This is a genomic window from Jongsikchunia kroppenstedtii DSM 45133 (assembly GCF_000380485.1).
In the GTDB taxonomy this organism is placed as follows: domain Bacteria; phylum Actinomycetota; class Actinomycetes; order Mycobacteriales; family Mycobacteriaceae; genus Jongsikchunia; species Jongsikchunia kroppenstedtii.
In genome coordinates this window covers 146,671-168,374 of sequence record NZ_AQYG01000047.1, presented here as the reverse complement: position 1 = coordinate 168,374, position 21,704 = coordinate 146,671, and the positions used below count along the sequence as shown (strand labels likewise).

The following is a 21,704-nucleotide window of genomic DNA, read 5'->3' as shown; positions in this document are numbered from 1 at the left end:
GATGACCTGCACAAAAGACGTCATCGTCGCGCGCGTGATGGATCGTGGCGATACCGGGATGGGGATTCTCCGAGGGCGGCTGTGAATGCCTCGATGAAGCTGGTCGGATTGGCCCACCCGCAGGCTGCTGCTGTGTGGGTGACGGTGTGTCCGGCGGCGAGGAGAGTGAGGGCGTGGTGAAGGCGTAGCTGGGTGCGCCATTGGCGGAAACTCATGCCGAGTTCGTCGTGGAAGAGGCGGGTGAGCGTGCGCTTACCGGCGCCGACGTGGGCACCGAGTTCCGTCAACGTGGCGTTGTTGGCGGGATCGTCATGGAGGAGCGCACTGAGGTTGCGGAGCCGATCGTCGTGTGGTTCGGGCAAGTGGAGTGGTTCTTCGGAGATCGGCACCAGTTCGTCGATGATCACGGTCTGCAGCCGGGTTCGGGCCGCCTGTGACCGGGGTGCGGCGTCGTCGGTCAGGGCGAGAATGACCTCGCGTACCAGGGGAGAGACGGCGAAGACCCCTGGGTGATCGGGGAGTTGAGCGGCGAGCCTGACCGGCAGGAAGAAGACGCGCATGTCGGTGTCGCCGTAAGCGCGGTGATGGTGCTCGAAGCCGCCCGGCGTCCAGGCCAGTCGCGTCGCCGGAGCTATCCAGGTGCCCGCCCCGGTCGTGATCGACAACACCCCGGTCGCCGGGTACACGATGTGGCCCAGGCGATGCTGGTGGACGGGGACATGCTCTCCGTGGAGGAGTGGCAGACGCCCGGAGCGTAGGTCGGGCCCGTCGTGGAGAATGTGGCCCGTTTCCGGCATAACTTGGCACTCTACCGGATGTAGGCCGGAGCGAAACCGGCCATTCTCAATTGCATGAGCGTTATGACAGCAATCGAACCGGCGACCTCACGCCGCCATCACCACTTCGGCTTCTGGGCAGCGGCGTGGGTATTCCTGACCGTTCTGGCCTTTTCCACGGTTCCGAGCCCGTTGTATGTCCTCTACGCCGAGCGGGACCATTTCTCGTCGCTGATGATCACGATGATCTACGCCGCATACGCCGTCGGCGTGATAGTCAGCCTGTTCTTCGCCAGCCACCTGTCGGATGTCCACGGCAGGCGTGTTCACCTGCTGGGGGCGGTGACGCTCGCGCTCGTGAGTGCCGCGATGTTTATCGCCTGGCCCGCCCTGCCCGGCTTGTTCGTCGCTCGGGTGCTCTGCGGAATGTCGGTCGGTTTGACGGTCTCCACGGCCACCGCGTACCTCACCGAACTGCACCACGCACACCGGCCAGAGGAGGTCACCGCGCGCCGACCGCAATTGACTGCCACGATTGCCAATCTCGGCGGACTGGGGGTCGGCGCGCTGGTCGCGGGGCTGTTGGCGGAGTATGAGCCGCACCCGCTGGTTCTGCCTTACGTGGTACTCCTGATCGCTCTGGTGGTCGGCGCCGTCGCATTGCTCGCTGCACCGGAAACTCGTCAGCGACGGCGGCCACTGCCGACATATCGACCCCAGCGGGTTTCGTTGCCGCATGCTGCTCGGGCTGAATATTTCGCAGGGTTGCTGGTGGTGTTCGTCGCCTATGCCGGCATGGCCGTCTTGATCGCGCTCACCGGCACGTTTCTGGCCGAGGTCATCCACGACACGTCGCTGGCGATGGCAGGGCTGTCGATCTTCATCGTGATCGGGGTGGGAGTCGCGTTCTTGGTCGCGACCAGTGCGTGGCCCGCCCGGCGACTCCTGGCGGCCGGCGTGGTGCTCGACATCATCGGTGTTGCCCTCGTCGTAGTCGCCGCCTGGCTGCCGACCCCGAGCCTCGGCCTGTTCCTCGCCGGCGGCGGCGTGGTCGGTGCAGGCGCGTCAGCCTTGTTCAAGGGCACACTCAGCATGGTGGTGGCGATTTCACCTGCCGACAAACTCGGCGAGAGCCTCGCCGGGTTCTTCCTCGCGGGCTATGTCGGTCTTTCGCTCCCCGCAATCGCGGTAGGCATCGCGCTTGAGTACATCAGCCCGCGCACCGCTCTTCTGGCCTTTGGTGTCGCAGCAATGATCGGGATCCTGGCCTCATCGCGGCTACTGCTCGGCGCGGCGCGGTCCAGCGACTTGTCCGACTCATGAAGGCGCATGGTAGATCGCAACCGTCGGCCATAGCGTGACAAGCGGGCCCGGGCGAGATCGGGATGTTCCGTCTCCCGCCGTCAGGCAGGCAGGACACGCTCCAGGTAGGCGTCGAGCAGTGTTTCGAGGTGCTCGGGGTCGGGCAGCTCGCCGCGGGTGACCGCGTCGAACGTCAGCCCGTCGGCGACGGCCAGCAGCAGTTCGGCCTCTCGCCGCGGATCGGCGCCGTGGAATGGCACCGCGACCTGTTCGATGATCATGTCCAGAGTGCTGCGCTGCACGACCGCGAGCCGGGGGGACGTGATGGCACGGGATGCGAAGGCGACGTAGACCTTTGCCTCGCGGAGCCGAGTCTCGTCGAGGGGCAGCAGTTCGCGCATCACCAGCCCGAGATTCCGGCGGACGTCGGGGCCGAAGGGAACCTTCGCGACGCGTTCTGCGGTCGTGTCGACGACGTGTCGGAAGGCGGCCTCGAGCATGTCGTCCTTGGTGTGGAAATGATGCTGCACGGCCCCGATGGATACCCCGGCGGCCGCGGCGACCTCCCGGACCGTCGCGCCGTCCAGTCCGTTGGTCGCGATCAGCGAGCAGACCGTGTCGATGAGTCGAGCCGCCGGTGCCGAGGGGGTTGACGTCGCGTCCATGCGGCCTACCATACATACGTATGGGACAATACGAACGTATGGTTCGGCCGGTGATGGCATTGCTTGTGGCATCGGTCATCGTGGTCGCGATTCAGCTGGCCGAGGTCGCGTTCGGGTGGAGCGGCCGGACGACCGTCTGGTCCTACGTGGCCGTGCTCGCCATGAATATCGTTGTGACGTTGGCCTTTCCCGCTGGAAAGGCGCGGGTGGTCCGCTTCGTGCAGCGCTGGCTGATCAATCCACCGGTGCGTCTGTTGCTGCACCTGGGTCTCATGCCGCTGGGTTACGCGCTGCTGGAGACGACGGGCCGGCGGTCGGGAAAACCTCGGCGGACCCCGGTGGGCAACGGCCGTCAGGGGTCGGTGTTCTGGATCGTCGCCGAGCATGGCCCGCGCGCCGGATACGTCCGCAACATCACGCGTGACCCGCGCGTTCGCGTCCGGATGCGGGTCGGCCTGCGGTTTCGGTGGGTCGACGGCATCGCATCCGTGCACCCGGAGCTCGACCCGGTCGCGCTGCAGCTGCGGCTGTCGAGATGGCATCCGTTGCGTGCATTCAACGCCGTCCAGGTCCAGGTGCTCGGCAGTTCATTGCTTGTCGTGCATGTCGAGCTGGCCGGCGCGGGCGAAGCGAATGCGAAAGAGCCGGTCGGGGTCTCGGCCGAATCGTGAAGTCGGAAGACCCAGAATTGCAGTCAGGTATTGGCGATCAGTCGACATTTATCGTCGGCTGCTGCGAGATTTCTGACAGAAAAACGGGGCATCAACGAGGACAGCCGCGACATCGGGTCGATGTCGCGGCTGAATTCTGTGTCCGGAGGGGGACTTGAACCCCCACGCCCGTTAATAGGGCACTAGCACCTCAAGCTAGCGCGTCTGCCATTCCGCCACCCGGACTTGAGAGACCCCGAAACCAGGGCCAGCGACGGCTAACATTAGCCGACGTCGTGGCCGCGCCCAAATCGCCTGATCCCGCTCGGTTGATCGGTGCAATCGATTCGGTGCTAGTAATGGGGGGTGACGTCTGCGGCACCGCGTGCAACCGATGAAATCGTCGATCTGGTGAGCCGGTTCATCCGGTTCGACACCTCCAACACCGGCGAGCCAGAGACCACCCGCGGAGAGGCCGACTGCGCCCGCTGGGTGCAGCAACAGCTCGAGGAAGTCGGATATAAGACCGAGTACATCGAGTCAGGTCAACCGGGGCGGGCGAATGTGTTCGCGACATTGCCCGGCGCCGACGCCGGCCGCGGAAAACTGCTGCTGCACGCCCACCTCGACGTGGTCCCGGCGCAGGCGTCCGATTGGAGCGTCGACCCGTTCTCCGGTGCCGTCAAAGACGGATACGTGTGGGGGCGCGGGGCCATCGACATGAAGGACATGTGCGGCATGGCGCTCGCCCTGGCCCGTCAGTTCCGCCGCGAGGGAACCACGCCGCCGCGCGACATCGTGTTCGCCTTCCTCGCCGACGAGGAGGCCGGCGGCAAGTGGGGATCGCAGTGGCTGGTCGAGCATCGGCCCGATCTTTTCGAGGGGGTCACCGAGGCCGTCGGGGAGGTCGGCGGATTCTCGCTGACGGTCGACCGGCCCGATGGGTCGTCACGCCGCTTGTACCTGGTGGAGACCGCCGAGAAGGGCCTCGCCTGGATGAAGCTCACGGCGACCGCGAACGCCGGTCACGGTTCCTTCCTGCACGACGACAACGCCGTGACGATCCTCGCGGAGGCGGTCGCGAAACTCGGCCGGCATCGGTTCCCGCTCGTGATGACCGAATCGGTCGGGCAGTTCCTCGCCGCGGTCTCCGAGGAGACCGGACTGGAGCTGCGACCGGACAGCCCCGACCTGGAGACCGCCCTGCACAAGCTGGGCAGCATCGCCCGGATCATCGGTGCGACGCTGCGCGACACGGCCAACCCGACGATGCTCGACGCTGGCTACAAGGCGAATGTGATCCCGCAGACCGCCACCGCGGTCGTCGACTGCCGGGTCCTGCCGGGTCGACAGGCGGCGTTCGAGGCCGAGGTGGACGCCCTCATAGGGCCGCAGGTGACGCGCGAATGGGTCACCAAACTCGACTCGTACGAAACGACGTTCGACGGCGACCTGGTGGACGCGATGAACGCCGCAGTGCTCGCGCATGACCCGAACGGCCGCACCGTGCCGTACATGCTATCCGGTGGCACCGACGCAAAGGCGTTCGCCAAGCTGGGAATTCGCTGCTTCGGATTCGCGCCGCTGCAGCTGCCGCCGGACCTCGATTTCGCCGGCCTGTTCCACGGCGTCGACGAGCGGGTCCCGGTGGACGCCTTGATCTTCGGCACCAACGTGCTGGAGCACTTCCTGTTGAACAGCTGAGTCGTGCTGAACGGCTGAGCCGAGGCGCCGCCCCTCAGAGGTGCGCGCGGATGAATTCGATTGCGTCGTCGATGACTTCGTCCCGGTTGATCTCGTTGAAGATCTCATGTCGTGCCTCGGGATACATCTTCTCGGCGCTGACCTCCGGCTTCACCTGCGCCCAACCGATCGCCGCGTCGGCATAGTTGGCGAGCGGGTCCAGCTCGCCGTGCAGCCAGATCGTCGGCGGCGTGAGCCGCCCCGAAGCCGCGATGGTGTCTTCCATCTCCTTCATCGCCAGCACGGTCGGACGTTTGAAGGCGCCGTGCCAGACCAGGGGATCGGCGGTGTACTGCGCGCCGACCTCGGGCACGCGCGACAACGCGTCGGGCGGTAGTGGAGTATCGGGGATCTCGTCCAGTTCGAGCAGCGCGGCCAACATGCCCTGCGGCCCGATGACCGGCCCGGACAGCACAACGGCGGCGAGCTCGTCGCCGAATCGCTGGGTGTAGCGGGTGGCGATCAGCCCGCCCATCGAATGGCCGATGAGCGCCACCGGCAGGTTTGGGTATTCCTCGCGGGCCCGCAGCGCCAACAGGTGGACGTCGTCGACCACCTTGTCGAAGTCGGTGATGAGGACGCGTTCGCCGGCCGAGCGTCCGTGTCCCACATGGTCGAGCGCGTAGACGACCGCCCCGGCGTCGACCAGCCTCTCGGCGAGGTAGTCGTAGCGCCGCGCGTGTTCGCCGTAGCCGTGGGTGATCAGCACGACGAAGCTGCCAGACGATGGGGTGGGAGCGTCGGTGCCGGTCCAGCGCACGGCGGCGAGGTCGCCGGCGTGGCCGGCGAGCCGGAATTCGGTGGGGTCGGTCCCCGAAGGCTGCGTTGCGGTCACCCTGAGCTCCCTTGTTCGGCACGCGCGTGTGGTTCAAGAGGCATGATGGACCACATGGCCAATACCTATGACCCGTATTCGCAACTTCCGCAGCTTCCGTCGTTCACCGTGACCTCGACGAGCTTCACCGACGGCGGCACCCTGCCCGACAATCAGGTCAGCGGCATCTTCGGTGCCGGCGGCGAGGATCTGTCTCCGCAGCTGAGCTGGTCCGGATTTCCCGCGGAGACACAGAGTTTCGTGGTCACCGTGTATGACCCGGATGCCCCGACGGTCTCCGGCTTCTGGCATTGGGCCGTCGCGAACATCCCCGCGTCGGTCACGGAGCTCGCCGAAGGCGCGGGCGACGACACCGGCAGCGGCCTGCCTGACGGCGCGGTCACGCTGAACAACGACGCCAGCCTGGCGCGCTTCCTCGGCGCGGCGCCGCCACCCGGACACGGCCCGCACCGCTACATCACCGTCGTGAACGCGCTCAACGTGCCCAGCCTGGACCTCCCGGCCGGTGCGACGCCGTCGTTCCTGATGTTCAACCTGCTCGACACCGCGATCGCGCGCGCCACCATCACAGGGGTCTACGGGCGCTGATTTCGACCGGATCGGCCATTCCTCGCTCCATACCAAAAAGTACGGTAGGTTTCGGGAATGGCTGATCCGATTGTTGACGTCGCTGCTCCGTTCATCACCGACGAGTTCGTGCAGCGACTTGCCGAACGCGCTGCCGACGCTGAGAAGCTGCGCCGGCTGCCCGCCGACACGCTGACCGATCTACGAGCGAGCGGCTTCACGGAGCTGCTGGTGCCCAAGGTATTCGGTGGCATGCAGGCGCCCTTCCCGGAGATCCTCGATCCGGTGCGGAAGATGGCGCACGGCTGCGTGGCCAGTGCCTGGACGCTCGGCTTCTACGCGCTGCACAACTGGATGCTCGCGCTGTTCGACGAGCGTGCCCAGGCGGAGGGCTTCGCCGACCGGCCGTTTCTCGCACCCGCCCCGTTGGCGCCGACCGGCCGCGGTGTCCCGGTGGACGGCGGGATCCGGCTGACCGGGCGCTGGTCATGGGCGACCGGCGTGCTGGACGGCAACTGGGTGCTGGTGGGCGCGCTCTGCGGATCCGACGATGCGTTCTATCCGGCGCTGGCACTGTTGCCGGCGGATGAGGTCGAGATCGTCGACACCTGGCACACCGACGGCATGTGCGCCACCGGTTCCAACGATGTGATTGCCACCGACGTTTTCGTGCCGGAGCATCGGCTGGTGCGGGTCGCCGATATCTACACCGGCACCGCCCCGGGTGCAGGCCTGCACGATGCGTCGACCTACCGCTGGCCGCTGGTGCCCGCGTTGGCGCTACTGGCGGCCATGCCCGCGCTCGGCGGCGCCGAACGGGTGGTGGAGCTGTATACCCAGCGGGTGAGCGAGCGCGTGCTGCTCTACGAAGGCGGAAAGGCTCAGCGCGACAAGCCGATCGCGCAGGCGCGCCTGGCCGAGGCCCGGGTGCGGCTGCGTGCGCTGAGCGCGCTGCGCGACGATGTCGTGGCCCAGATCGAGTGTGCAATCGCCGTAGGCGAGGAGGTGTCGCGCGCCGTCCGCGGGGAGGCGAGAATGGCGGCCGCGCATATCGTTCGAGAATCGCGTGCGGTGATCAACCTGCTTCTCGAGGCGTCCGGCGCCAGCGTGCATTTCCTGTCGCATCCGTTGCAGCGGATCAAGCGGGACGTGGACGTGCTCGCGGGGCATGTCGTCTTCGACTACGACACCATCGGCGAACTATCCGGCGCGCTGGCCCTGGGGATGTCGGTGCCGTCGCGGGCGATGATCTGATGGCCGTGCGCCGTTCGCCGGACGACTGGCTCGACGACGGGTTCGCGATCCTCGGCGAGGAGGGGCTGTCTGCACTCAAGTTGGATCGGCTCTGCAAGCGCGCGGGTGCAACCAAGGGGAGCTTCTATTGGCATTTCGCCGACATGGCGGCCTACCGGTCGGCGTTGATCGCGGCGTGGGCCGAGCGACATGGGTCCGACGGGGCGCTGTACGAGAGCATTCAGGAGCTGCCGCCCGCAGATCGGCTCGATCGAATGGTGGCCGGGCTGCTGGACCCGCAGCACTGGCAGACCGAACGCGCGATGCGCGAGTGGGCACGCAGCGACCCCGACGTCGCGGCCGGCGTGGCCGAGGCCGATCGTCGGGTGCGGGCGGCGGTGCTGTCGGTGTTCACCGGCCTCGGCTTTGATCGCGATGAGGCGATGCTGCGTGCGTCGACGACGTTCGCGGCCGGGATCGGGCAGTTGACGCTGGGCGGTCCGGACGGCTCGCCGATGACCGAGGCGCAGCGAAAATTGTTCGTGGAGTTCATGATCCGTCCCTGACGGGCATGGTGGTGCGCAGAAATCAACCCTTGACACGACCGCAGAAGTAAAACTAACTTCAACTTTAGTTACGGCAGAGAGGCCGCTCATGGAATCCTTCGTCCACCTCCGTAAGGGCGTCACGCCGCGACGGCTGCATGCCGATCTCGACGGGCTCAAGGATGACGAACTGGGGCGCGGCGGATTCACCGGCCGCACCGCGAATCTCTATCGGACCGGCGACCCGACCGCCTACCGGTCGGAGGGGCCGCTGCGGCCGACCGACGCGCTCACGAGCGCACTCGCCCCCGAGGACCAGTCCGCGGCGACCGGCTCACCCATGCTGCTGTACTCCAACGTCGACTGCCGGATCATGTTGTCCCGCAGGGCCGAACAGATGCCCTTCTTCGTTCGGTACGTGGACGGCGACCTACTGATCTTCGTGCACGCCGGCAGCGGCCTGGTGGAAACGGAATTCGGCCCGCTGCGGTACCGGCCCGGCGACTGGTTGTACCTGCCGAAGGCGACCACCTGGCGCCAGGTCCCGGACGAGGCCGGCACCTGGTTGATGATTCAGGCGACGGAGGAGTTCCGGGTACCGCCGGCCGGACAGATCGGCCGACACTTCCCGTTCGACCCGGCGCAGGCCGAGATTCCGGAACCGCAGGCGATGGAATCGGACGGGCGAGACGAATACGAGGTCCGGCTGATCCACGAGGGCGGCCCGACATCGCTGTTCTACCAGCACCATCCGCTCGACGTGGCGGGTTGGCGCGGCGACAATTTCGCCTTCACCTTCAATATCGCCGACTACAACGTCATCACCTCGGACAGCGTGCATTTGCCGCCGACCGTCCACCTGTTCATGCAGGCGGCCGGCGTCTACGTGATGAACTTTCTGCCCAAGCGGGCCGAGTCGGTGCCGGGTACCGAGCGGGTGCCCTGGTATCACCGCAACGTCGACTATGACGAGATCGCCTTCTTCCACGAGGGGTCGCTCTTCGGTGCGCCGATGCCGCCCGGGCTGATCTCGCATGCGCCGCAAGGGGTTCACCACGGCGCCCCGGAGAAGGCGCGGGAACGCGCCCGGCGCAAGTTCGACGACTACGACCGCATCGAGTGGACGGTGATCGCAGTAGATACTCGCCGTCGACTCACGCCATCACCCGAGATCCTGGCCGCCGATCTCGGCCAGCACTGAAAGGGCACATATGACGACCTCGACACAGGTTCCCGTGCGGCACGACTATGACCGCATCCCGTACCTGATTGCCTTCCAGAACAATTCGAGCGTCCGTGACGTGTACGGCGGTATCGCCGAGACGGTCTTCCTCGAGAGCCATCTGCTGCGGCCGAAGGACAAGCCGTCCGACACTGTGCTGGTGTTTATGCATCCGATCGGCGGCGGCGCGTACCTGCCGATGATGAACGGCCTGGCGCGGGCCGGACATCACGTCATCTACTGCAACAGCCGATTCCGCGGTACCGACTCGGCCCTGCTGATGGAAAAGGTCGTCGAGGATCTGGGCGCCTGCATCAAAGACGCGAAGGACCGTCTCGGATACGAGAAGGTGGTGCTGGCGGGCTGGAGCGGCGGCGGCTCGCTGTCAGTGTTCTATCAGCAGCAGGCGCAGCGTCCCACGATCACCGCTAGCCCGTCCGGCGACGGTCCGGATCTGACTGCGCTGGAACTTGTTCCGGCCGACGGCTTGATGCTGCTGGCCGCGCACATCAGCCGCCACGGCACGCTCACCGAATGGCTGGACGCATCGATCCTGGACGAGAACGACCCGACCCGGCGCGACCCCGAGCTGGATCTGTACAACCCGGACAACCCGAATCAGCCGCCCTACAACACGGAGTTCCTGGACCGCTATCGCGCCGCGCAGGTGGCGCGCAACCGGCGGATCAGCCAGTGGGTCAAAGAAAAACTGGCGGAGCTGAAAGCGGCCGGCCGGCCCGACGACGAATACGGATTCGTGGTGCACGGCACCATGGCCGACCCGCGATGGCTGGATCCGGCCGTCGATCCCAACGATCGCGCGCCCGGCACCTGCTATCTGGGCGATCCGCAGGTGGTGAACAACGGCGCCGTCGGGCTGGCACGGTTCTGCACGCTGCGCAGCTGGCTGTCGCAGTGGAGTTACGACGATGCGCACGCCGACGGGGTGCGCTGCGGCGCCGACATCGCGGTGCCGACGCTGGTGATCGGCAATCTCGCGGACGACGCCTGCACGCCGAGCCATACGCATCGGCTGTTTGAGGCGATCGGCCATCCGGACAAGGAGATGCATCAGATTCCCGGTGCGAACCACTACTACTCGGGGCCGGACCAGCGGGACACGCTGCGGGCGGCGACCGAGGTCTGCACCGATTGGCTGCATCGGCACGGGTTCTCGCTGTGAACGAACCCGCGGTCACGGGCCCGCTCGACGGCATCCGGGTCATCGAGGTCGGCACCCTGATCTCCGGGCCGTATGCCAGCCGCCTGCTCGGGGACATGGGCGCCGAGGTGATCAAGCTCGAGCCGCCGAATCAGCCCGACCCCCTGCGTACCTGGGGGCAGGCAGAACTGGACGGCCACCACTTCTTCTGGACGGTGCACGCGCGCAACAAGCTGGCCGCGACTCTTGACTTGCGATCGGAGCGGGGTCGAGAGCTGTTCCTGGACTTGGTGGAGCGCTCCGACATCATCGTCGAGAACTTCCGGCCCGGCACGCTGGAGAAGTGGGGGCTGGGCTACGAGACGCTGCGGGAACGCAATCGCGGCATCATCCTCGTGCGGGTCTCCGGCTACGGGCAGACCGGTCCGGATGCCGGCAAGGCCGGCTATGCGTCGGTGGCCGAGGCGGCCAGCGGGCTGCGGCATATGAACGGCTTTCCCGGCGGCCCGCCGCCGCGGCTGGCGCTGTCGCTCGGCGACAGTCTCGCGGGCATGTTCGCCGCGCAGGGCGCGTTGGCCGCCCTCTACCGGCGGACCGTGACGGGCGAGGGCCAAATCGTCGACGCCGCACTGACGGAGGCCTGCCTCGCCGTGCAGGAATCGACCATTCCCGACTACGACGTCGGCGGCGTGGTGCGGGGGCCGTCGGGCACCCGGCTGGAAGGCATTGCGCCATCGAATATCTACCAGAGCAGCGACGGCAGCTGGGTGGTGATCGCGGCCAACCAGGACACCGTGTTCCGCCGGCTGTGCAGGGCGATGGGTCAGCCGGAACTGGCCGACGACGAGCGGTTCGTGAATCACGTTGCGCGCGGACGCAACCAGGACCTGCTGGACGAGATCATCGGTGCGTGGGCGGCGACGAGAACGCCCACAGAGATCATCGACACGCTCTCGGCGGCGGGGGTCATCGCCGGTCCGATCAACACGGTCGCGGAGGTGGTGACCGATCCGCAGCTGCAGGCCCGGGGGATGATCGCCGATCACTGGGACGAGCGCATCCGGCGGAACATCAAGGGCCCGGGCGTGATTCCCGTCCTGTCGGAGACCCCGGGAACCATTCGCCGGTCCGGCTCGGCGCAGCCGGGTCAGGACAACGGCGAGGTGTACGGCGGTCTACTCGGGCTGTCGGACGACGAACTGTCGACACTGGGTGAGGCGGGTGTGCTGTGAACGCATTGCCGGAACACGTCACGATCCGTGAGGTGGCGCTGCGGGACGGGCTGCAGATCGAGGATCCGATTCCGTTGGCGGCCAAGATCGAGTTGCTGGAGGCGGTGCTGGCCACCGGGGTGCGCGAGGTGGAGGCCACGGCCTTCGTGTCGCCCAGCAAGGTGCCCACGCTCGCCGACGCCGCCGAGCTGACGGCCGAACTGCCGCGGCTGCGTGCGCAATTCGACGCCGAATTCTCGGCGCTGGTCGCCGGCCCGGGTGGTGCCGCGCGGGCGATCAAGGCGGGCATGGGGTCGCTGGAGTATGTCGTGTCTGCGGCCGACGGACACAGCCAGGCGAATGTCGGCCGGTCGACGGCCGACTCGACCGCGCTCATCGCCGAGATCGCCGCCATCGCCCACGAGGGTGGCGCCAGCATCGAAGTGATAGTCGCGACCGCCTGGGATTGCCCGTTCGACGGCCCGACCGATCCGGCCCGCGTCGTCGACATCGTCTCGGCCGCAACCGAGATCGGCGTCGACCGCATCGCCATCGCCGACACCATCGGCACGGCGACGCCGCGGCGGGTGACCGACCTGGTCGGCCGAGTGCGGCCGGTGATCGGCGACCTGCCACTCGGCGCGCACTTTCACAACACCCGGGGTGCCGGCCTGGCCAGTGCGTATGCCGCAGTGCAGGCCGGCGTCACCCGTCTCGACGCCTCGGCCGGCGGGCTCGGCGGCTGCCCGTTCGCGCCCGGTGCCACCGGCAATATCGCCACCGAAGACCTGGTGTATCTGCTGCGGGACAGCGGGATCGGCGTGGACGTCGACCTGACCGCGGCCATCGCCGCGGCCGAGGTGGCCCGGCAGGTGGTCGGCCACGACCTGCCGAGTGCGCTACTGCGGGCCGGGGATCGGCTGCGCCGATGACCGTGGAAACGCTCTCGCCGAAGGGACAGCAGACTCGCCGGGCGCTGGCCGACGCCGCGCGAGTCCTGTTCGCCGAACGCGGCTTTCACGGCACCAACCTCGCCGACATCACCGCCGCGGCCGGCAAGTCGACGGCGATCTTCTACCGCTACTTCGTCGACAAAGAAGACATCCTCGCCGCGATCGCCGAGGAGATTCTGTTCACCATCATTCTGCCGTCGCGGGATTCGCTGCCGCTGCCGCACGGGGGAGACGACGACGAGTACTTCCGGGCGATGACGGCGGGATACTGGCTGGTGTTCAAGCCGAATATCGGGGTGATGATCGCCGTCGGCCAGCTCGCCGACGGCAACGAGCGGTTCGCCGAGCTGCAGAACGGGTTCCGCCGGTTCAGTATCGACCTGATCTCGGCATCGGTGCGCCGCGCGCAGGAACAGGGGCACTGCACGGACCTCGACCCCGAACAGGTCGGCGCCGCCCTGGGGCTGATGTTCGAGAGCTTCACCGCCGTCGCCTGGCGCCCCTCGGGACTCGGCGTGGAGATCGACGACGACGCCGCGATCACCACGCTGTCGGCCATCTGGCAGCGCACCCTCTACGGCGGCTAGTGCCCTGCAAGATATTCAGGAAGGACGACACCAGTGGATTTCTCTCTACCCGAGCATCTTCCGGAGCTGCTCGCCGAGATGGACGCCTTCATCGACGCGGAGATCGCGCCGCTGCAGGCGGAGCACGAGCAGTATTTCGACCATCGGCGCGAACATGCGCGCACCGACTGGGAGAACGGCGGCGTGCCGCGTGCCGAGTGGGAGGAACTCCTCGGCGAGATGCGTCGGCGCGCCGATCGCGCGGGTTGGCTGCGCTATGGTCTGCCCGCCGCCTATGGCGGCCGTGACGGCACGAATATCGACATGGCCGTCATCCGGGAGCACCTGGCGCACAAGGGGTTGGGCCTGCACAACGACCTGCAGGACGAATCGTCGATCGTCGGCAACTTTCCTCAGGTGATCATGCTCGACCGGTTCGGCACCGCCGAGCAGAAGGCGGAGTTCATCGAACCGATGCTGCGCGGCGAGAAGGGGCTGGCGTTCGGCCTCACCGAACCCGACCACGGCTCCGACGCGACCTGGCTGGAGACCGCTGCAGCGCGCGACGGTGACGACTGGATCATCAACGGGGCCAAGCGATTCAACACCGGCGTGCATCGGGCCTCGCATGATCTGATCTTCGCCCGCACCTCCGGCGAGCCCGGCCAGGCACGGGGGATCAGCGCGTTCCTGGTACCCATCGACAGCCCGGGATTCGAGATTCCCTACTACTGGTGGACCTTCAACATGCCGACCGACCACGGCGAGGTCGAGCTGCACGACGTGCGGGTGCCGTCGTCGGCGATTCTCGGCGACCTCGACGACGGCCTGGCCGTCGGGCAGACCTTCTTGCACGAGAATCGGATTCGGCAGGCGGCCAGCAGCCTGGGTGCGGCGCAGTACTGCATCGACCGTGCCGCGGCCTATGCGGGCGAGCGGCACGTGTTCGGGAAGCCGCTGGCGATCAATCAGGCGGTGCAATGGCCGTTGGCGGAATTGCAGACCGAGGCCGCGATGGTGCGCCTGCTGGTGTATTTCGCGGCCTGGCACCTGGACCGCGATCACCACATGCAGGTCTCGGACAAGGTGTCGATGGCGAACTACCGGGCCAACCGGTTGGTCTGCGACGCCGCCGACCGGGCCATGCAGATCCACGGCGGCATCGGATACAGCCGGCACGAACCGTTCGAGCACATCTACCGACACCATCGCCGCTATCGGATCACCGAGGGGGCGGAGGAGATTCAGATCCGCCGGGTGGCCCAGCGGATGCTGCGATTCGGCAAGCAGCCGTCGTGACGCCCGACGAGCTGTCGGCGGCGCTGCCGGCCGTGCTGGAGCCCGAACTCGGCCCGGTCGAGACACTCGATCTGCAGGCCGTCACCGGCGGAGCCAGTCGAACGACCTGGGCGTTCGCCGCACAGACCGCGGCCGGTGTGCGACGCCTGATCCTGCGTATGGGACCGGCAGACGAGCAGCACTCGGGAATGGCACTGGAGGCCGCCGCGATCTCCCGGGCCGCGGCCGCGGGCACCCCGGTGCCGGCCATCGTGGTGGCCGACGAGTCGGCGTCGGCGCTGGGCGATCCCTACCTGATTTGCGACTATGTGCCGGGGGAGAGCCTGGCGCCGCGGATCCTGCGCGCCGTCGATGCGACGGGCGGGCGAGAGCTGTTGCGGCAGTGCGCTGCCGCGGTCGCCGCGATTCACCGGTCGGATCCCGCCGGACTGGACCTGGCGGTCATGGATCCGCTCGCGGATTGGTATCCACAGCTCGAAGCGATGGGCGTGCGCAACGCCACGTTCGAATGGGTACACCGCTGGCTCGCCGCACGCCGCCCAGATGCCACACCAGAGGTGTTGGTGCACGGCGACTTCCGAATGGGCAACGTGATCATCGATACCGGCGTACCGCGGTTGACCGCCGTCCTGGACTGGGAACTCGTCCATCGCGGCGACCGCTACGAAGACCTGGCCTGGTTCTGCATCCGGGCATGGCGATTCGGGCGTCCGCGGTCGCAGGGGGCCGGCGGCCTCGGGAGCGTCGAGGACTTCGTCGCCGACTACGAAGAAGCCGCGGGGGTGACCATCGACCGCGATGTACTGCGGTGGTGGATCGTGCAATCAACGCTGCGGTGGGGAATCATCTGCTGCTATCAGGCCCATCGGCATCTGAGCGGTCGGGAGCGGTCGGTCGAGCTCGCGGCCATCGGGCGGCGCGCGGCCGAGACCGAGCACGATCTGCTGACGTTGATCGAGGAGGCGTCATGAGCGAACTGGCCGGGCAGCCCACCGCCGCCGAACTCGTTGCGGCCGTGGCGGAATTTCTGGAAACAGAGGTCGCGGAGGCGACGACGGGCGCGGTCAAATTCCACAACCGGGTCGCGGTGGGCGTGCTGCGCATGGTCGAACGCGAACTGCTGGCCGATGCGCCGGATCGGACGCAGACGCGGCTCGCCGGCCTGGGATTCGCCGACGAGGCGGCGTTCGCCGAAGCGATCCGGCGCGGCGAGCTCGATGATCGCGATGCCGAAGTCGTTGCAGCGCTGCGGGATATCGTCGACTATCGGCTGGCGATCGTCCATCCGGGGTATCAGAACGAATAGTCAGCGCGTGGCCGCACTGCCGACCGCGTCGGCGATGCTGGCGAACCCGGCGGCACGGGCGCGGGCCGCGAGGCCGCGATGAATCTGGGTGGTCCAGAACGGTCCGCCGTAGATGAAGCCGGTGTAACCCTGCAGCAGCGAGGCGCCGGCGCAGACGCGTTCCCACGCCTGGTCGGCGGTCTCGATGCCGCCGACCGATACCAGCGTCAGCCGGTCGCCGACACGGGCATACAGGCGGCGCAGCACCTCCAGCGAACGTGCGGCGACGGGCGGCCCCGACAGTCCACCGGTCTCGGCGACGACCGACGGATCCGACTGCAGGCCGTCGCGGCGGATGGTCGTGTTGGTGCAGACGATGCCGGCCAGCCCCAGCTCGACCGCGAGATCGGCGACCGCGTCCACGTCGGCGTCAGCCAGATCCGGCGCGATCTTCACCAGTACCGGCTTGTCGTCGACGGCCTCCAGCACGGCGGACAGGATCGGTCGCAGCGAATCGACCGCCTGCAGGTCGCGCAGTCCGGGGGTATTCGGCGAACTGACATTGACGACGACGAAATCGGCAAGGGGACCCAGAAGTCGGGCGCTCGCCCGGTAGTCCTCGGCGGCGTCCTGTGGTTCCACGACCTTGGTCTTGCCGATGTTGGCGCCGATCGGCACGGCGGTCCCGGTCGCCTTGCGCACCCGAAGCCGACCGGCCGCCTCGCCGGCGCCATGGTTGTTGAAACCCATCCGATTGATCAGGGCCCGGTCGGCCGACAGGCGGAACAGCCGCGGCTGCGGGTTGCCCGGCTGTGCGGATGCCGTGACCGTGCCGATCTCGGCGTAACCGAACCCCAGTGCGCCCCAGGCGTCGATGGCCTCGCCGTTCTTATCGAAGCCGGCCGCGAGTCCCAGCGGCGCCGGGAACTCGACGCCGAAGGCCGTGGTGCGCAGCACCGGGTCGTTGACCGCAAACAGGCGGCCGGCGATCGACCGGAGGATCCGGAACCGGCCGAGGAAGCGGAAGGCGGCGAATACCAGGTGGTGGATCCGCTCCGGCGAGACCAGGAACATCACGGTGCGGAGTAGAGGATAGAGACCTCGGTTGAACGCCGCGATGGCGGCGTCGGCGGCGGTGCGCCGGGGCGCCGTGCCGACGGCGGTAGCGGGGGCTTGTTCGGTCATCAGGCGATCAGTCCGGGGTCGTAGTTGTCGGGGTCGGAGATGTCGTGCTTACGTTTGGGCCTGCGCAACAGGACCTTTCGGGTGCCGTCGGCGTAGAGCCGTACGCGGGTCAGTTCCCAGCCGCCGAATTCGGCCTGGATCGACAGCCGCAGCGAGGCGGTCACCCGGGTGACGTCAGGGGGCAGGCGCAGCGGAACGTATTCGTAGCGGTCCGACTCGGAGTGGTGTTCCCACTCGAGCGGAAAGCCGGGCTTGCGAACGCGTCTGGCCATGCCGTCACCCCAGCGCTATTGCTTGCAGGCCGTCGCCGGCGGCCGAGCCGATGAATAGTGTTCCGCCCGCGGCGTCGACCGCGATCGAATCCGGTTGCCGCACGGTCGGCGATTGCTTGGTCTGGATCGGCATCCCGCTTGCCAGTTCATAACCGGTGACGGTATTCGCGCCGGACTCGGCCACCCAGGCCACGTTGCGGTTGTCGTCATAGGCGACGCCGTAGGGACCATTCGGGACGGGGAACGCGAAGCGCTCGACCGGCGGATCGCCGTAGAAGCTGATCAGCTGTCCGTCCCGCGGATTGGTGATGAGGAATCGGCCGTAGCGGTCGGCGATCACGTTCGCGGCGCCGTTGCCGGCCCGCTGGCGGCCCTCGAACTCCTTCTTGGACAGGTCGACCTCGGCGATCGCCGACTGCGCGCGGTCCAGGGCGACGAGCCGACCATCGTGGGCGGCAAGCGAATCCACCCGCACCAGGCCGCTGATCGTGTCGACGTCGCCGGAACGATGCACGAGCAGCACCTTGCCGTCGGCCGTCCCCACGGCCGTCGTGTCGCCGTCGACCGCGGTGATCGACAGCGGGTCCGGCGCGGAGATCTCGCGCCGGGCGATCGCGCCGGTTCCGGGATCGATGGTGAGGACCGCGTCGGGTACCGCCGCCAACAGGCCGGTGGGCCCGGCCGCGACGGCTGCGGCCGATGCGGGGAGGGAGATGGTGTGTGTTGTCGGCGGTGTGCCTACCAGAGGCCGACGCTCGGCAGGATTGTGGAAAGTCGTAATCACGAGGCTGCGGCCGTCGGTCGACAACGTTGCCGCCTGTCCAGGAACCGGCAACGCGACGACCTGCTTGATCGGTCCCGACGGAACGACGATGCCGGCCGGCGGCTGGCTCACCGCGGTCGCAGAGGCCGGGGTGGCGGGCTCCGTGGTGGCGACCGAGCTGCTCTTGCTGCTCGAACATCCGACGGCCAGCATCACGACCACGGCACCCGTCGCAACCGCTCCTGCTGTCCGCCGCACCGATTTCATGCCCCCCATCTTGCCGGGCGGCACCGCCGTCACCCGAATCCGGCCCCTGCGCGAAGCCGGAATCCGAGACGGTCGGCGCGTCCGAGTTCGGGCGATTCGGACGCGAGGCCGTACGATCTCGCCTCGTGGTGGAAGTGGCGTCCCTGGCGACAACGACGACGGATTCGATGAGCTGGTTGCAGACGATCGTGCTCGGGCTCGTGCAGGGACTCACCGAGTTCCTGCCGATCAGCTCGTCCGGCCACTTGCGGATCGTGTCGGAGATCTGGTTCTCCGGCGACGCCGGCGCCTCGTTCACCGCCGTCACCCAGCTGGGTACCGAGGCCGCGGTGCTCGTCTACTTCTGGAGTGACATCGTGCGGATCGTGCGCGGCTGGTTCCTCGGTGTCCGGCACCCGGAGCGCCGCGGCGATCTCGACTATCGGATCGGCTGGTACGTGATCATCGCGACCATCCCGATCCTGATCATCGGCTACCTGCTCAAAGATGAGATCCGCACCGGGGCCCGGAACCTGTGGCTGGTAGCGACCATGCTCATCGTCTTCTCGTTCGTGATCGTGGCCGCCGAACGATTCGGCACCAAACAGCGCACGATCGAGCAGCTCGACGCCAAGACCGGCATCACGATGGGGTTGGCGCAGTGCCTGGCGCTCATTCCGGGTGTGTCCCGGTCGGGCGCCACCTCCAGCGCGGGCCTCTTCCTGGGCATGGAACGCGCTGCGGCCGTGCGATTCTCGTTCCTGCTGGCGATTCCGGCGGTGCTGGCGTCGGGCCTGTACAGCCTGCCGGACGCGTTCAAACCGGCCGACGACGGCATGAACGCCAGCGGCCCGCAGCTGATCGTGGCGACCGTGATCGCCTTCATCGTCGGCTACGCCGCGATCGCCTGGCTGCTCGGATTCGTCTCCAAACACTCGCTCAACTGGTTCGTCGGCTACCGGATCATCGTCGGTGCGATCGTCCTCGGACTGCTCGCCGGCGGCGTCATCAGCGCCACCTGAGTTCGCTTCGCGCGTAGGCCGCGCCGGTGATTGACGGTTAACCTCGTTCGGTGACCGTATTGCTGGTGCGGCATGGGCGCTCGACGTCCAACACCGCCGGAACGCTGGCCGGGCGTACCCCCGGAGTCGGACTCGACGAGAAGGGAGTCGGGCAGGCGCAGGAACTGGTCGAACGGCTGGCCGGGATCGCCGACCTGACCGCGGTGGTCCGATCGCCGCTGCAGCGTTGCGCGGAGACGGTCGCGCCGCTGCTGGCCGCCCGCGGCCTGCCGGACATCGTCGACGATCGGCTGATCGAGGTCGACTACGGCGACTGGTCCGGCCGCGAGATCAAGGATCTCGTCAAGGAACCGCTGTGGAAGGTCGTGCAGCGGCAACCGTCGGCCGCGGTGTTTCCCGGCGGCGAGGGGTTGGCCCAGGTGCAGGCGCGTGCGGTGGCGGCGATCCGCGAGCTCGACGCGGTGCACGGCGCCGACGGCAAGGCGTGGGTCGCCTGCACGCACGGCGACGTGATCAAGGCGGTCCTGGCCGACGCGCTCGGCACGCATCTGGACGGGTTTCAGCGGATCGTGGCCGACCCGGCGTCGATCAGTGTGGTCCGGTATTCGGCGGATCGTCCGTACGTGCACGGCGTGAACTGCGCCGCATTGCCGGGAATCCCGGCCAAGCCACCTGAGACGGTCGGCGGGAGTCGCGAATAATGGGTGTCAGATGTCGGGGTCCGCACGATCGAGGGAGATTGCATGGCGCGCGCGATACACGTCTTCCGTAGCCCGGACCGGTTCGTCGCCGGCACGGTCGGGCAGCCCGGCGACCGCACGTTCTATCTGCAGGCCGTGCATCAGACACGGGTGGTCAGTGTTTTGTTGGAGAAGCAGCAGGTGCAGATCCTCGCCGACCGTGTCGGCGCGCTGCTCGACGAGGTGCATCGCCGATTCGGAACCCCGGTGCCGCCGGCGTCTGATGAGGTGGTCGATCTGAATCCGCTGGTCATGCCGGTCGACACCGAGTTCCGCGTCGGCACGATGGGCCTGGGTTGGGATGCGGAGTCCCGCGCGGTCGTGGTGGAGCTGCTGGCGATCACCGAGGGCGAGTTCGACGAGTCGGTGGTACTCGACGACACCGACGAGGGCCCCGACGCGGTGCGGGTATTCCTGAGTCCGGAGGCCGCCCGCGAATTCGCCAACCGGGCCGCGAAGGTGATCTCGGCCGGCCGGGAGCCGTGCCCGCTCTGCGGGGAGCCGCTGGACGCGGCCGGCCATATGTGTGTGCGGACCAACGGCTATCGGCGGGGCGGCATCACCGGCGAGCTGTCGACGCCGATCGATCCCGATGACCCCGACGACGAGAATGACTGAGCTGCTGCGTCCGGCGGCGATGGAGCTATTGACCGGCGGCACGTTGGAACCGCTCGGTCAGATCCGCGAGGCGAGCAACGCGACGCTGCTCTGCGACGTCGAGCTCGACGGCCAGGCCGCGCGCTGCGTCTACAAGCCGGTCCGCGGTGAGCAGCCCCTGTGGGACTTCCCGGATGGCACGCTGGCGGGTCGCGAGGTGGGGTCGTACCTGATCAGCGAGGCGATGGGGCTGCAGTTGATCCCGCCGACCGTCATGCGGGACGGCCCCTACGGGCCCGGCATGGCGCAGCTGTGGGTGGAGCCGGACACGACCGAGGCCGACGATCATCGGCTCGAGCCGGTCGATCTCTGTGCACCCGATGCGGTGCCGGACGGCTGGATGCCGGTGCTGTCGGCGCGTGGTCCGGACGGCGGGCCGCTGGTCCTGGTCCACTCTGACGACCCGGCGCTGCGCCGGCTGGCGCTGCTGGACCTGGTGATCAACAACGCCGACCGCAAGGGCGGCCACATCCTCACCGGGCCGGGTGGTGAGCTGTTCGGCGTCGATCACGGCATCTGCCTGCACAGCGAGGACAAGCTGCGGACCGTCCTGTGGGGCTGGGCGGACCAAGAGCTGGTGGACGACGAGCTGCTTGCCGTCGAGAAGGTCAGCGGGGCGCTGGCGGGCGAGCTGGCGGACGAGCTCTCGGACCTGATCACCGCCCACGAGATCGATGCGCTGGCTGAACGGCTGCGAAAGCTGTTGGACCATCCGGTGTTTCCTACGCCGCATCGCCCTCGACCGATCCCGTGGCCGCCGTTCTAGGGCGAGCGCGGATCGGTCCAGGCGCAGTGCGGATCGGGG

Annotated in this window: 24 protein-coding genes and 1 tRNA gene; 18 read left to right on the top strand and 7 right to left on the bottom strand. The window is 67.8% G+C overall.

Annotated features, from left to right (window positions below; translation table 11 throughout):
• Positions 1-20 precede the first annotated feature (20 nt).
• Entirely contained in the window at positions 21-797 is a 777-nt protein-coding gene (locus G341_RS0111800) for an AraC family transcriptional regulator (RefSeq protein WP_026303575.1), read from the bottom strand.
• A 54-nt stretch (positions 798-851) separates the two neighbouring features.
• On the opposite strand from G341_RS0111800, the gene G341_RS0111795 reads away from it, so the two are divergent.
• Positions 852-2,099, top strand: coding sequence for an MFS transporter (locus G341_RS0111795; protein WP_026303574.1), 1,248 nt, complete (start codon positions 852-854; stop codon positions 2,097-2,099).
• A gap of 80 nt (positions 2,100-2,179) precedes the next feature.
• Here G341_RS0111795 and G341_RS21870 read toward each other — a convergent pair whose 3' ends face one another.
• Positions 2,180-2,743, bottom strand: coding sequence for a TetR/AcrR family transcriptional regulator (locus tag G341_RS21870; RefSeq protein ID WP_018179350.1), 564 nt, complete (start codon positions 2,741-2,743; stop codon positions 2,180-2,182).
• Between the two features lie 53 nt (positions 2,744-2,796).
• Here G341_RS21870 and G341_RS21865 point away from each other — a divergent pair, with 53 nt between their 5' ends.
• On the top strand, positions 2,797-3,414 hold the full coding sequence (locus G341_RS21865; RefSeq protein WP_245556985.1) for a nitroreductase/quinone reductase family protein: 618 nt from the start codon (positions 2,797-2,799) through the stop codon (positions 3,412-3,414).
• A gap of 139 nt (positions 3,415-3,553) precedes the next feature.
• Here G341_RS21865 and G341_RS0111780 read toward each other — a convergent pair.
• A tRNA-Leu gene (locus G341_RS0111780) sits at positions 3,554-3,639 on the bottom strand.
• Positions 3,640-3,759: 120 nt separating this feature from the next.
• On the opposite strand from G341_RS0111780, the gene G341_RS0111775 reads away from it, so the two are divergent.
• Positions 3,760-5,097 (top strand): M20/M25/M40 family metallo-hydrolase, encoded by a 1,338-nt coding sequence (locus G341_RS0111775; protein ID WP_018179348.1) that lies wholly within the window; start codon positions 3,760-3,762, stop codon positions 5,095-5,097.
• Positions 5,098-5,131: 34 nt separating this feature from the next.
• Here G341_RS0111775 and G341_RS0111770 read toward each other — a convergent pair whose 3' ends face one another.
• Positions 5,132-5,971, bottom strand: a complete 840-nt coding sequence (locus G341_RS0111770) for an alpha/beta hydrolase (protein ID WP_018179347.1) — start codon at positions 5,969-5,971, stop codon at positions 5,132-5,134.
• A gap of 54 nt (positions 5,972-6,025) precedes the next feature.
• Between G341_RS0111770 and G341_RS0111765 the strand changes: the two genes are divergently transcribed.
• The 11 genes from G341_RS0111765 to G341_RS24030 all read left to right on the top strand — a co-directional run bounded on the left by G341_RS0111765 (position 6,026) and on the right by G341_RS24030 (position 16,035).
• Positions 6,026-6,559 carry a YbhB/YbcL family Raf kinase inhibitor-like protein gene (locus G341_RS0111765; RefSeq protein ID WP_026303573.1) on the top strand — a complete coding sequence of 178 codons (534 nt, stop codon included), beginning with the start codon at positions 6,026-6,028 and terminating at the stop codon, positions 6,557-6,559.
• Between the two features lie 57 nt (positions 6,560-6,616).
• Positions 6,617-7,792 carry an acyl-CoA dehydrogenase family protein gene (locus G341_RS0111760; protein WP_018179345.1) on the top strand — a complete coding sequence of 392 codons (1,176 nt, stop codon included), beginning with the start codon at positions 6,617-6,619 and terminating at the stop codon, positions 7,790-7,792.
• Entirely contained in the window at positions 7,792-8,337 is a 546-nt protein-coding gene (locus tag G341_RS0111755; protein ID WP_018179344.1) for a TetR/AcrR family transcriptional regulator, read from the top strand. The genes G341_RS0111760 and G341_RS0111755 overlap by 1 nt, the downstream gene beginning before the upstream one ends.
• Before the next feature lie 88 nt (positions 8,338-8,425).
• Positions 8,426-9,517 (top strand): homogentisate 1,2-dioxygenase, encoded by a 1,092-nt coding sequence (locus tag G341_RS0111750; RefSeq protein WP_018179343.1) that lies wholly within the window; start codon positions 8,426-8,428, stop codon positions 9,515-9,517.
• Positions 9,518-9,527: 10 nt separating this feature from the next.
• Positions 9,528-10,721 (top strand): alpha/beta hydrolase family protein, encoded by a 1,194-nt coding sequence (locus G341_RS0111745; protein WP_018179342.1) that lies wholly within the window; start codon positions 9,528-9,530, stop codon positions 10,719-10,721.
• On the top strand, positions 10,718-11,932 hold the full coding sequence (locus tag G341_RS0111740; RefSeq protein ID WP_018179341.1) for a CaiB/BaiF CoA transferase family protein: 1,215 nt from the start codon (positions 10,718-10,720) through the stop codon (positions 11,930-11,932). The genes G341_RS0111745 and G341_RS0111740 overlap by 4 nt, the downstream gene beginning before the upstream one ends.
• The gene (locus tag G341_RS0111735) at positions 11,929-12,843 is read left to right on the top strand and encodes a hydroxymethylglutaryl-CoA lyase (protein WP_018179340.1); all 915 of its coding nucleotides are present in this window, start codon (positions 11,929-11,931) and stop codon (positions 12,841-12,843) included. The genes G341_RS0111740 and G341_RS0111735 overlap by 4 nt, the downstream gene beginning before the upstream one ends.
• Positions 12,840-13,451, top strand: coding sequence for a TetR/AcrR family transcriptional regulator (locus G341_RS0111730; protein ID WP_018179339.1), 612 nt, complete (start codon positions 12,840-12,842; stop codon positions 13,449-13,451). The genes G341_RS0111735 and G341_RS0111730 overlap by 4 nt, the downstream gene beginning before the upstream one ends.
• A gap of 33 nt (positions 13,452-13,484) precedes the next feature.
• Positions 13,485-14,729 (top strand): acyl-CoA dehydrogenase family protein, encoded by a 1,245-nt coding sequence (locus G341_RS0111725; RefSeq protein ID WP_018179338.1) that lies wholly within the window; start codon positions 13,485-13,487, stop codon positions 14,727-14,729.
• Entirely contained in the window at positions 14,726-15,700 is a 975-nt protein-coding gene (locus tag G341_RS0111720; RefSeq protein ID WP_018179337.1) for a phosphotransferase family protein, read from the top strand. The genes G341_RS0111725 and G341_RS0111720 overlap by 4 nt, the downstream gene beginning before the upstream one ends.
• Positions 15,697-16,035: a DUF6285 domain-containing protein gene (locus tag G341_RS24030; protein ID WP_018179336.1), complete on the top strand. Its 339-nt coding sequence runs from the start codon at positions 15,697-15,699 to the stop codon at positions 16,033-16,035. Before G341_RS0111720 ends, G341_RS24030 begins: the two co-directional genes overlap by 4 nt.
• Here the strand turns inward: G341_RS24030 and G341_RS0111710 are convergent, their stop codons facing one another.
• Genes G341_RS0111710 through G341_RS0111700 form a run of 3 tightly spaced genes read right to left on the bottom strand, consistent with a single transcriptional unit; the run spans position 16,036 to position 18,501 of the window.
• Positions 16,036-17,199: a quinone-dependent dihydroorotate dehydrogenase gene (locus G341_RS0111710; protein WP_018179335.1), complete on the bottom strand. Its 1,164-nt coding sequence runs from the start codon at positions 17,197-17,199 to the stop codon at positions 16,036-16,038. It abuts the gene before it with no gap.
• Positions 17,199-17,471 carry a DUF5703 family protein gene (locus G341_RS0111705; protein ID WP_018179334.1) on the bottom strand — a complete coding sequence of 91 codons (273 nt, stop codon included), beginning with the start codon at positions 17,469-17,471 and terminating at the stop codon, positions 17,199-17,201. The genes G341_RS0111710 and G341_RS0111705 overlap by 1 nt, the downstream gene beginning before the upstream one ends.
• 4 nt (positions 17,472-17,475) lie before the next feature.
• Positions 17,476-18,501 (bottom strand): YncE family protein, encoded by a 1,026-nt coding sequence (locus G341_RS0111700; protein WP_043451397.1) that lies wholly within the window; start codon positions 18,499-18,501, stop codon positions 17,476-17,478.
• A 167-nt stretch (positions 18,502-18,668) separates the two neighbouring features.
• Between G341_RS0111700 and G341_RS0111695 the strand changes: the two genes are divergently transcribed.
• From G341_RS0111695 to G341_RS0111680, 4 genes are read left to right on the top strand one after another with little or no spacing between them, the layout of a single operon-like run.
• Positions 18,669-19,502 (top strand): undecaprenyl-diphosphate phosphatase, encoded by an 834-nt coding sequence (locus tag G341_RS0111695; RefSeq protein WP_026303569.1) that lies wholly within the window; start codon positions 18,669-18,671, stop codon positions 19,500-19,502.
• A 50-nt stretch (positions 19,503-19,552) separates the two neighbouring features.
• On the top strand, positions 19,553-20,203 hold the full coding sequence (locus tag G341_RS0111690) for an MSMEG_4193 family putative phosphomutase (RefSeq protein ID WP_018179331.1): 651 nt from the start codon (positions 19,553-19,555) through the stop codon (positions 20,201-20,203).
• Between the two features lie 42 nt (positions 20,204-20,245).
• The gene (locus G341_RS21860) at positions 20,246-20,860 is read left to right on the top strand and encodes a DUF3090 domain-containing protein (RefSeq protein ID WP_018179330.1); all 615 of its coding nucleotides are present in this window, start codon (positions 20,246-20,248) and stop codon (positions 20,858-20,860) included.
• Complete coding sequence (locus G341_RS0111680; protein ID WP_018179329.1) at positions 20,853-21,665, top strand: SCO1664 family protein; 813 nt, start codon at positions 20,853-20,855, stop codon at positions 21,663-21,665. The genes G341_RS21860 and G341_RS0111680 overlap by 8 nt, the downstream gene beginning before the upstream one ends.
• Positions 21,666-21,704 lie beyond the last annotated feature (39 nt).

Bases quoted from the DNA above. Each gene is read 5' to 3' on its own strand.
- G341_RS0111700 (WP_043451397.1), bottom strand. From the start codon at position 18,501: ATGAAATCGGTGCGGCGGACAGCAGGAGCGGTTGCGACGGGTGCCGTG.
- G341_RS0111760 (WP_018179345.1), top strand. From the start codon at position 6,617: ATGGCTGATCCGATTGTTGACGTCGCTGCTCCGTTCATCACCGACGAG.
- G341_RS0111795 (WP_026303574.1), top strand. From the start codon at position 852: ATGAGCGTTATGACAGCAATCGAACCGGCGACCTCACGCCGCCATCAC.
- G341_RS0111800 (WP_026303575.1), bottom strand. From the start codon at position 797: ATGCCGGAAACGGGCCACATTCTCCACGACGGGCCCGACCTACGCTCC.
- G341_RS0111680 (WP_018179329.1), top strand. From the start codon at position 20,853: ATGACTGAGCTGCTGCGTCCGGCGGCGATGGAGCTATTGACCGGCGGC.
- G341_RS0111755 (WP_018179344.1), top strand. From the start codon at position 7,792: ATGGCCGTGCGCCGTTCGCCGGACGACTGGCTCGACGACGGGTTCGCG.
- G341_RS0111745 (WP_018179342.1), top strand. From the start codon at position 9,528: ATGACGACCTCGACACAGGTTCCCGTGCGGCACGACTATGACCGCATC.
- G341_RS21870 (WP_018179350.1), bottom strand. From the start codon at position 2,743: ATGGACGCGACGTCAACCCCCTCGGCACCGGCGGCTCGACTCATCGAC.
- G341_RS24030 (WP_018179336.1), top strand. From the start codon at position 15,697: ATGAGCGAACTGGCCGGGCAGCCCACCGCCGCCGAACTCGTTGCGGCC.
- G341_RS0111750 (WP_018179343.1), top strand. From the start codon at position 8,426: ATGGAATCCTTCGTCCACCTCCGTAAGGGCGTCACGCCGCGACGGCTG.
- G341_RS0111730 (WP_018179339.1), top strand. From the start codon at position 12,840: ATGACCGTGGAAACGCTCTCGCCGAAGGGACAGCAGACTCGCCGGGCG.
- G341_RS21860 (WP_018179330.1), top strand. From the start codon at position 20,246: ATGGCGCGCGCGATACACGTCTTCCGTAGCCCGGACCGGTTCGTCGCC.
- G341_RS21865 (WP_245556985.1), top strand. From the start codon at position 2,797: ATGGCATTGCTTGTGGCATCGGTCATCGTGGTCGCGATTCAGCTGGCC.
- G341_RS0111710 (WP_018179335.1), bottom strand. From the start codon at position 17,199: ATGACCGAACAAGCCCCCGCTACCGCCGTCGGCACGGCGCCCCGGCGC.
- G341_RS0111705 (WP_018179334.1), bottom strand. From the start codon at position 17,471: ATGGCCAGACGCGTTCGCAAGCCCGGCTTTCCGCTCGAGTGGGAACAC.
- G341_RS0111765 (WP_026303573.1), top strand. From the start codon at position 6,026: ATGGCCAATACCTATGACCCGTATTCGCAACTTCCGCAGCTTCCGTCG.
- G341_RS0111695 (WP_026303569.1), top strand. From the start codon at position 18,669: ATGAGCTGGTTGCAGACGATCGTGCTCGGGCTCGTGCAGGGACTCACC.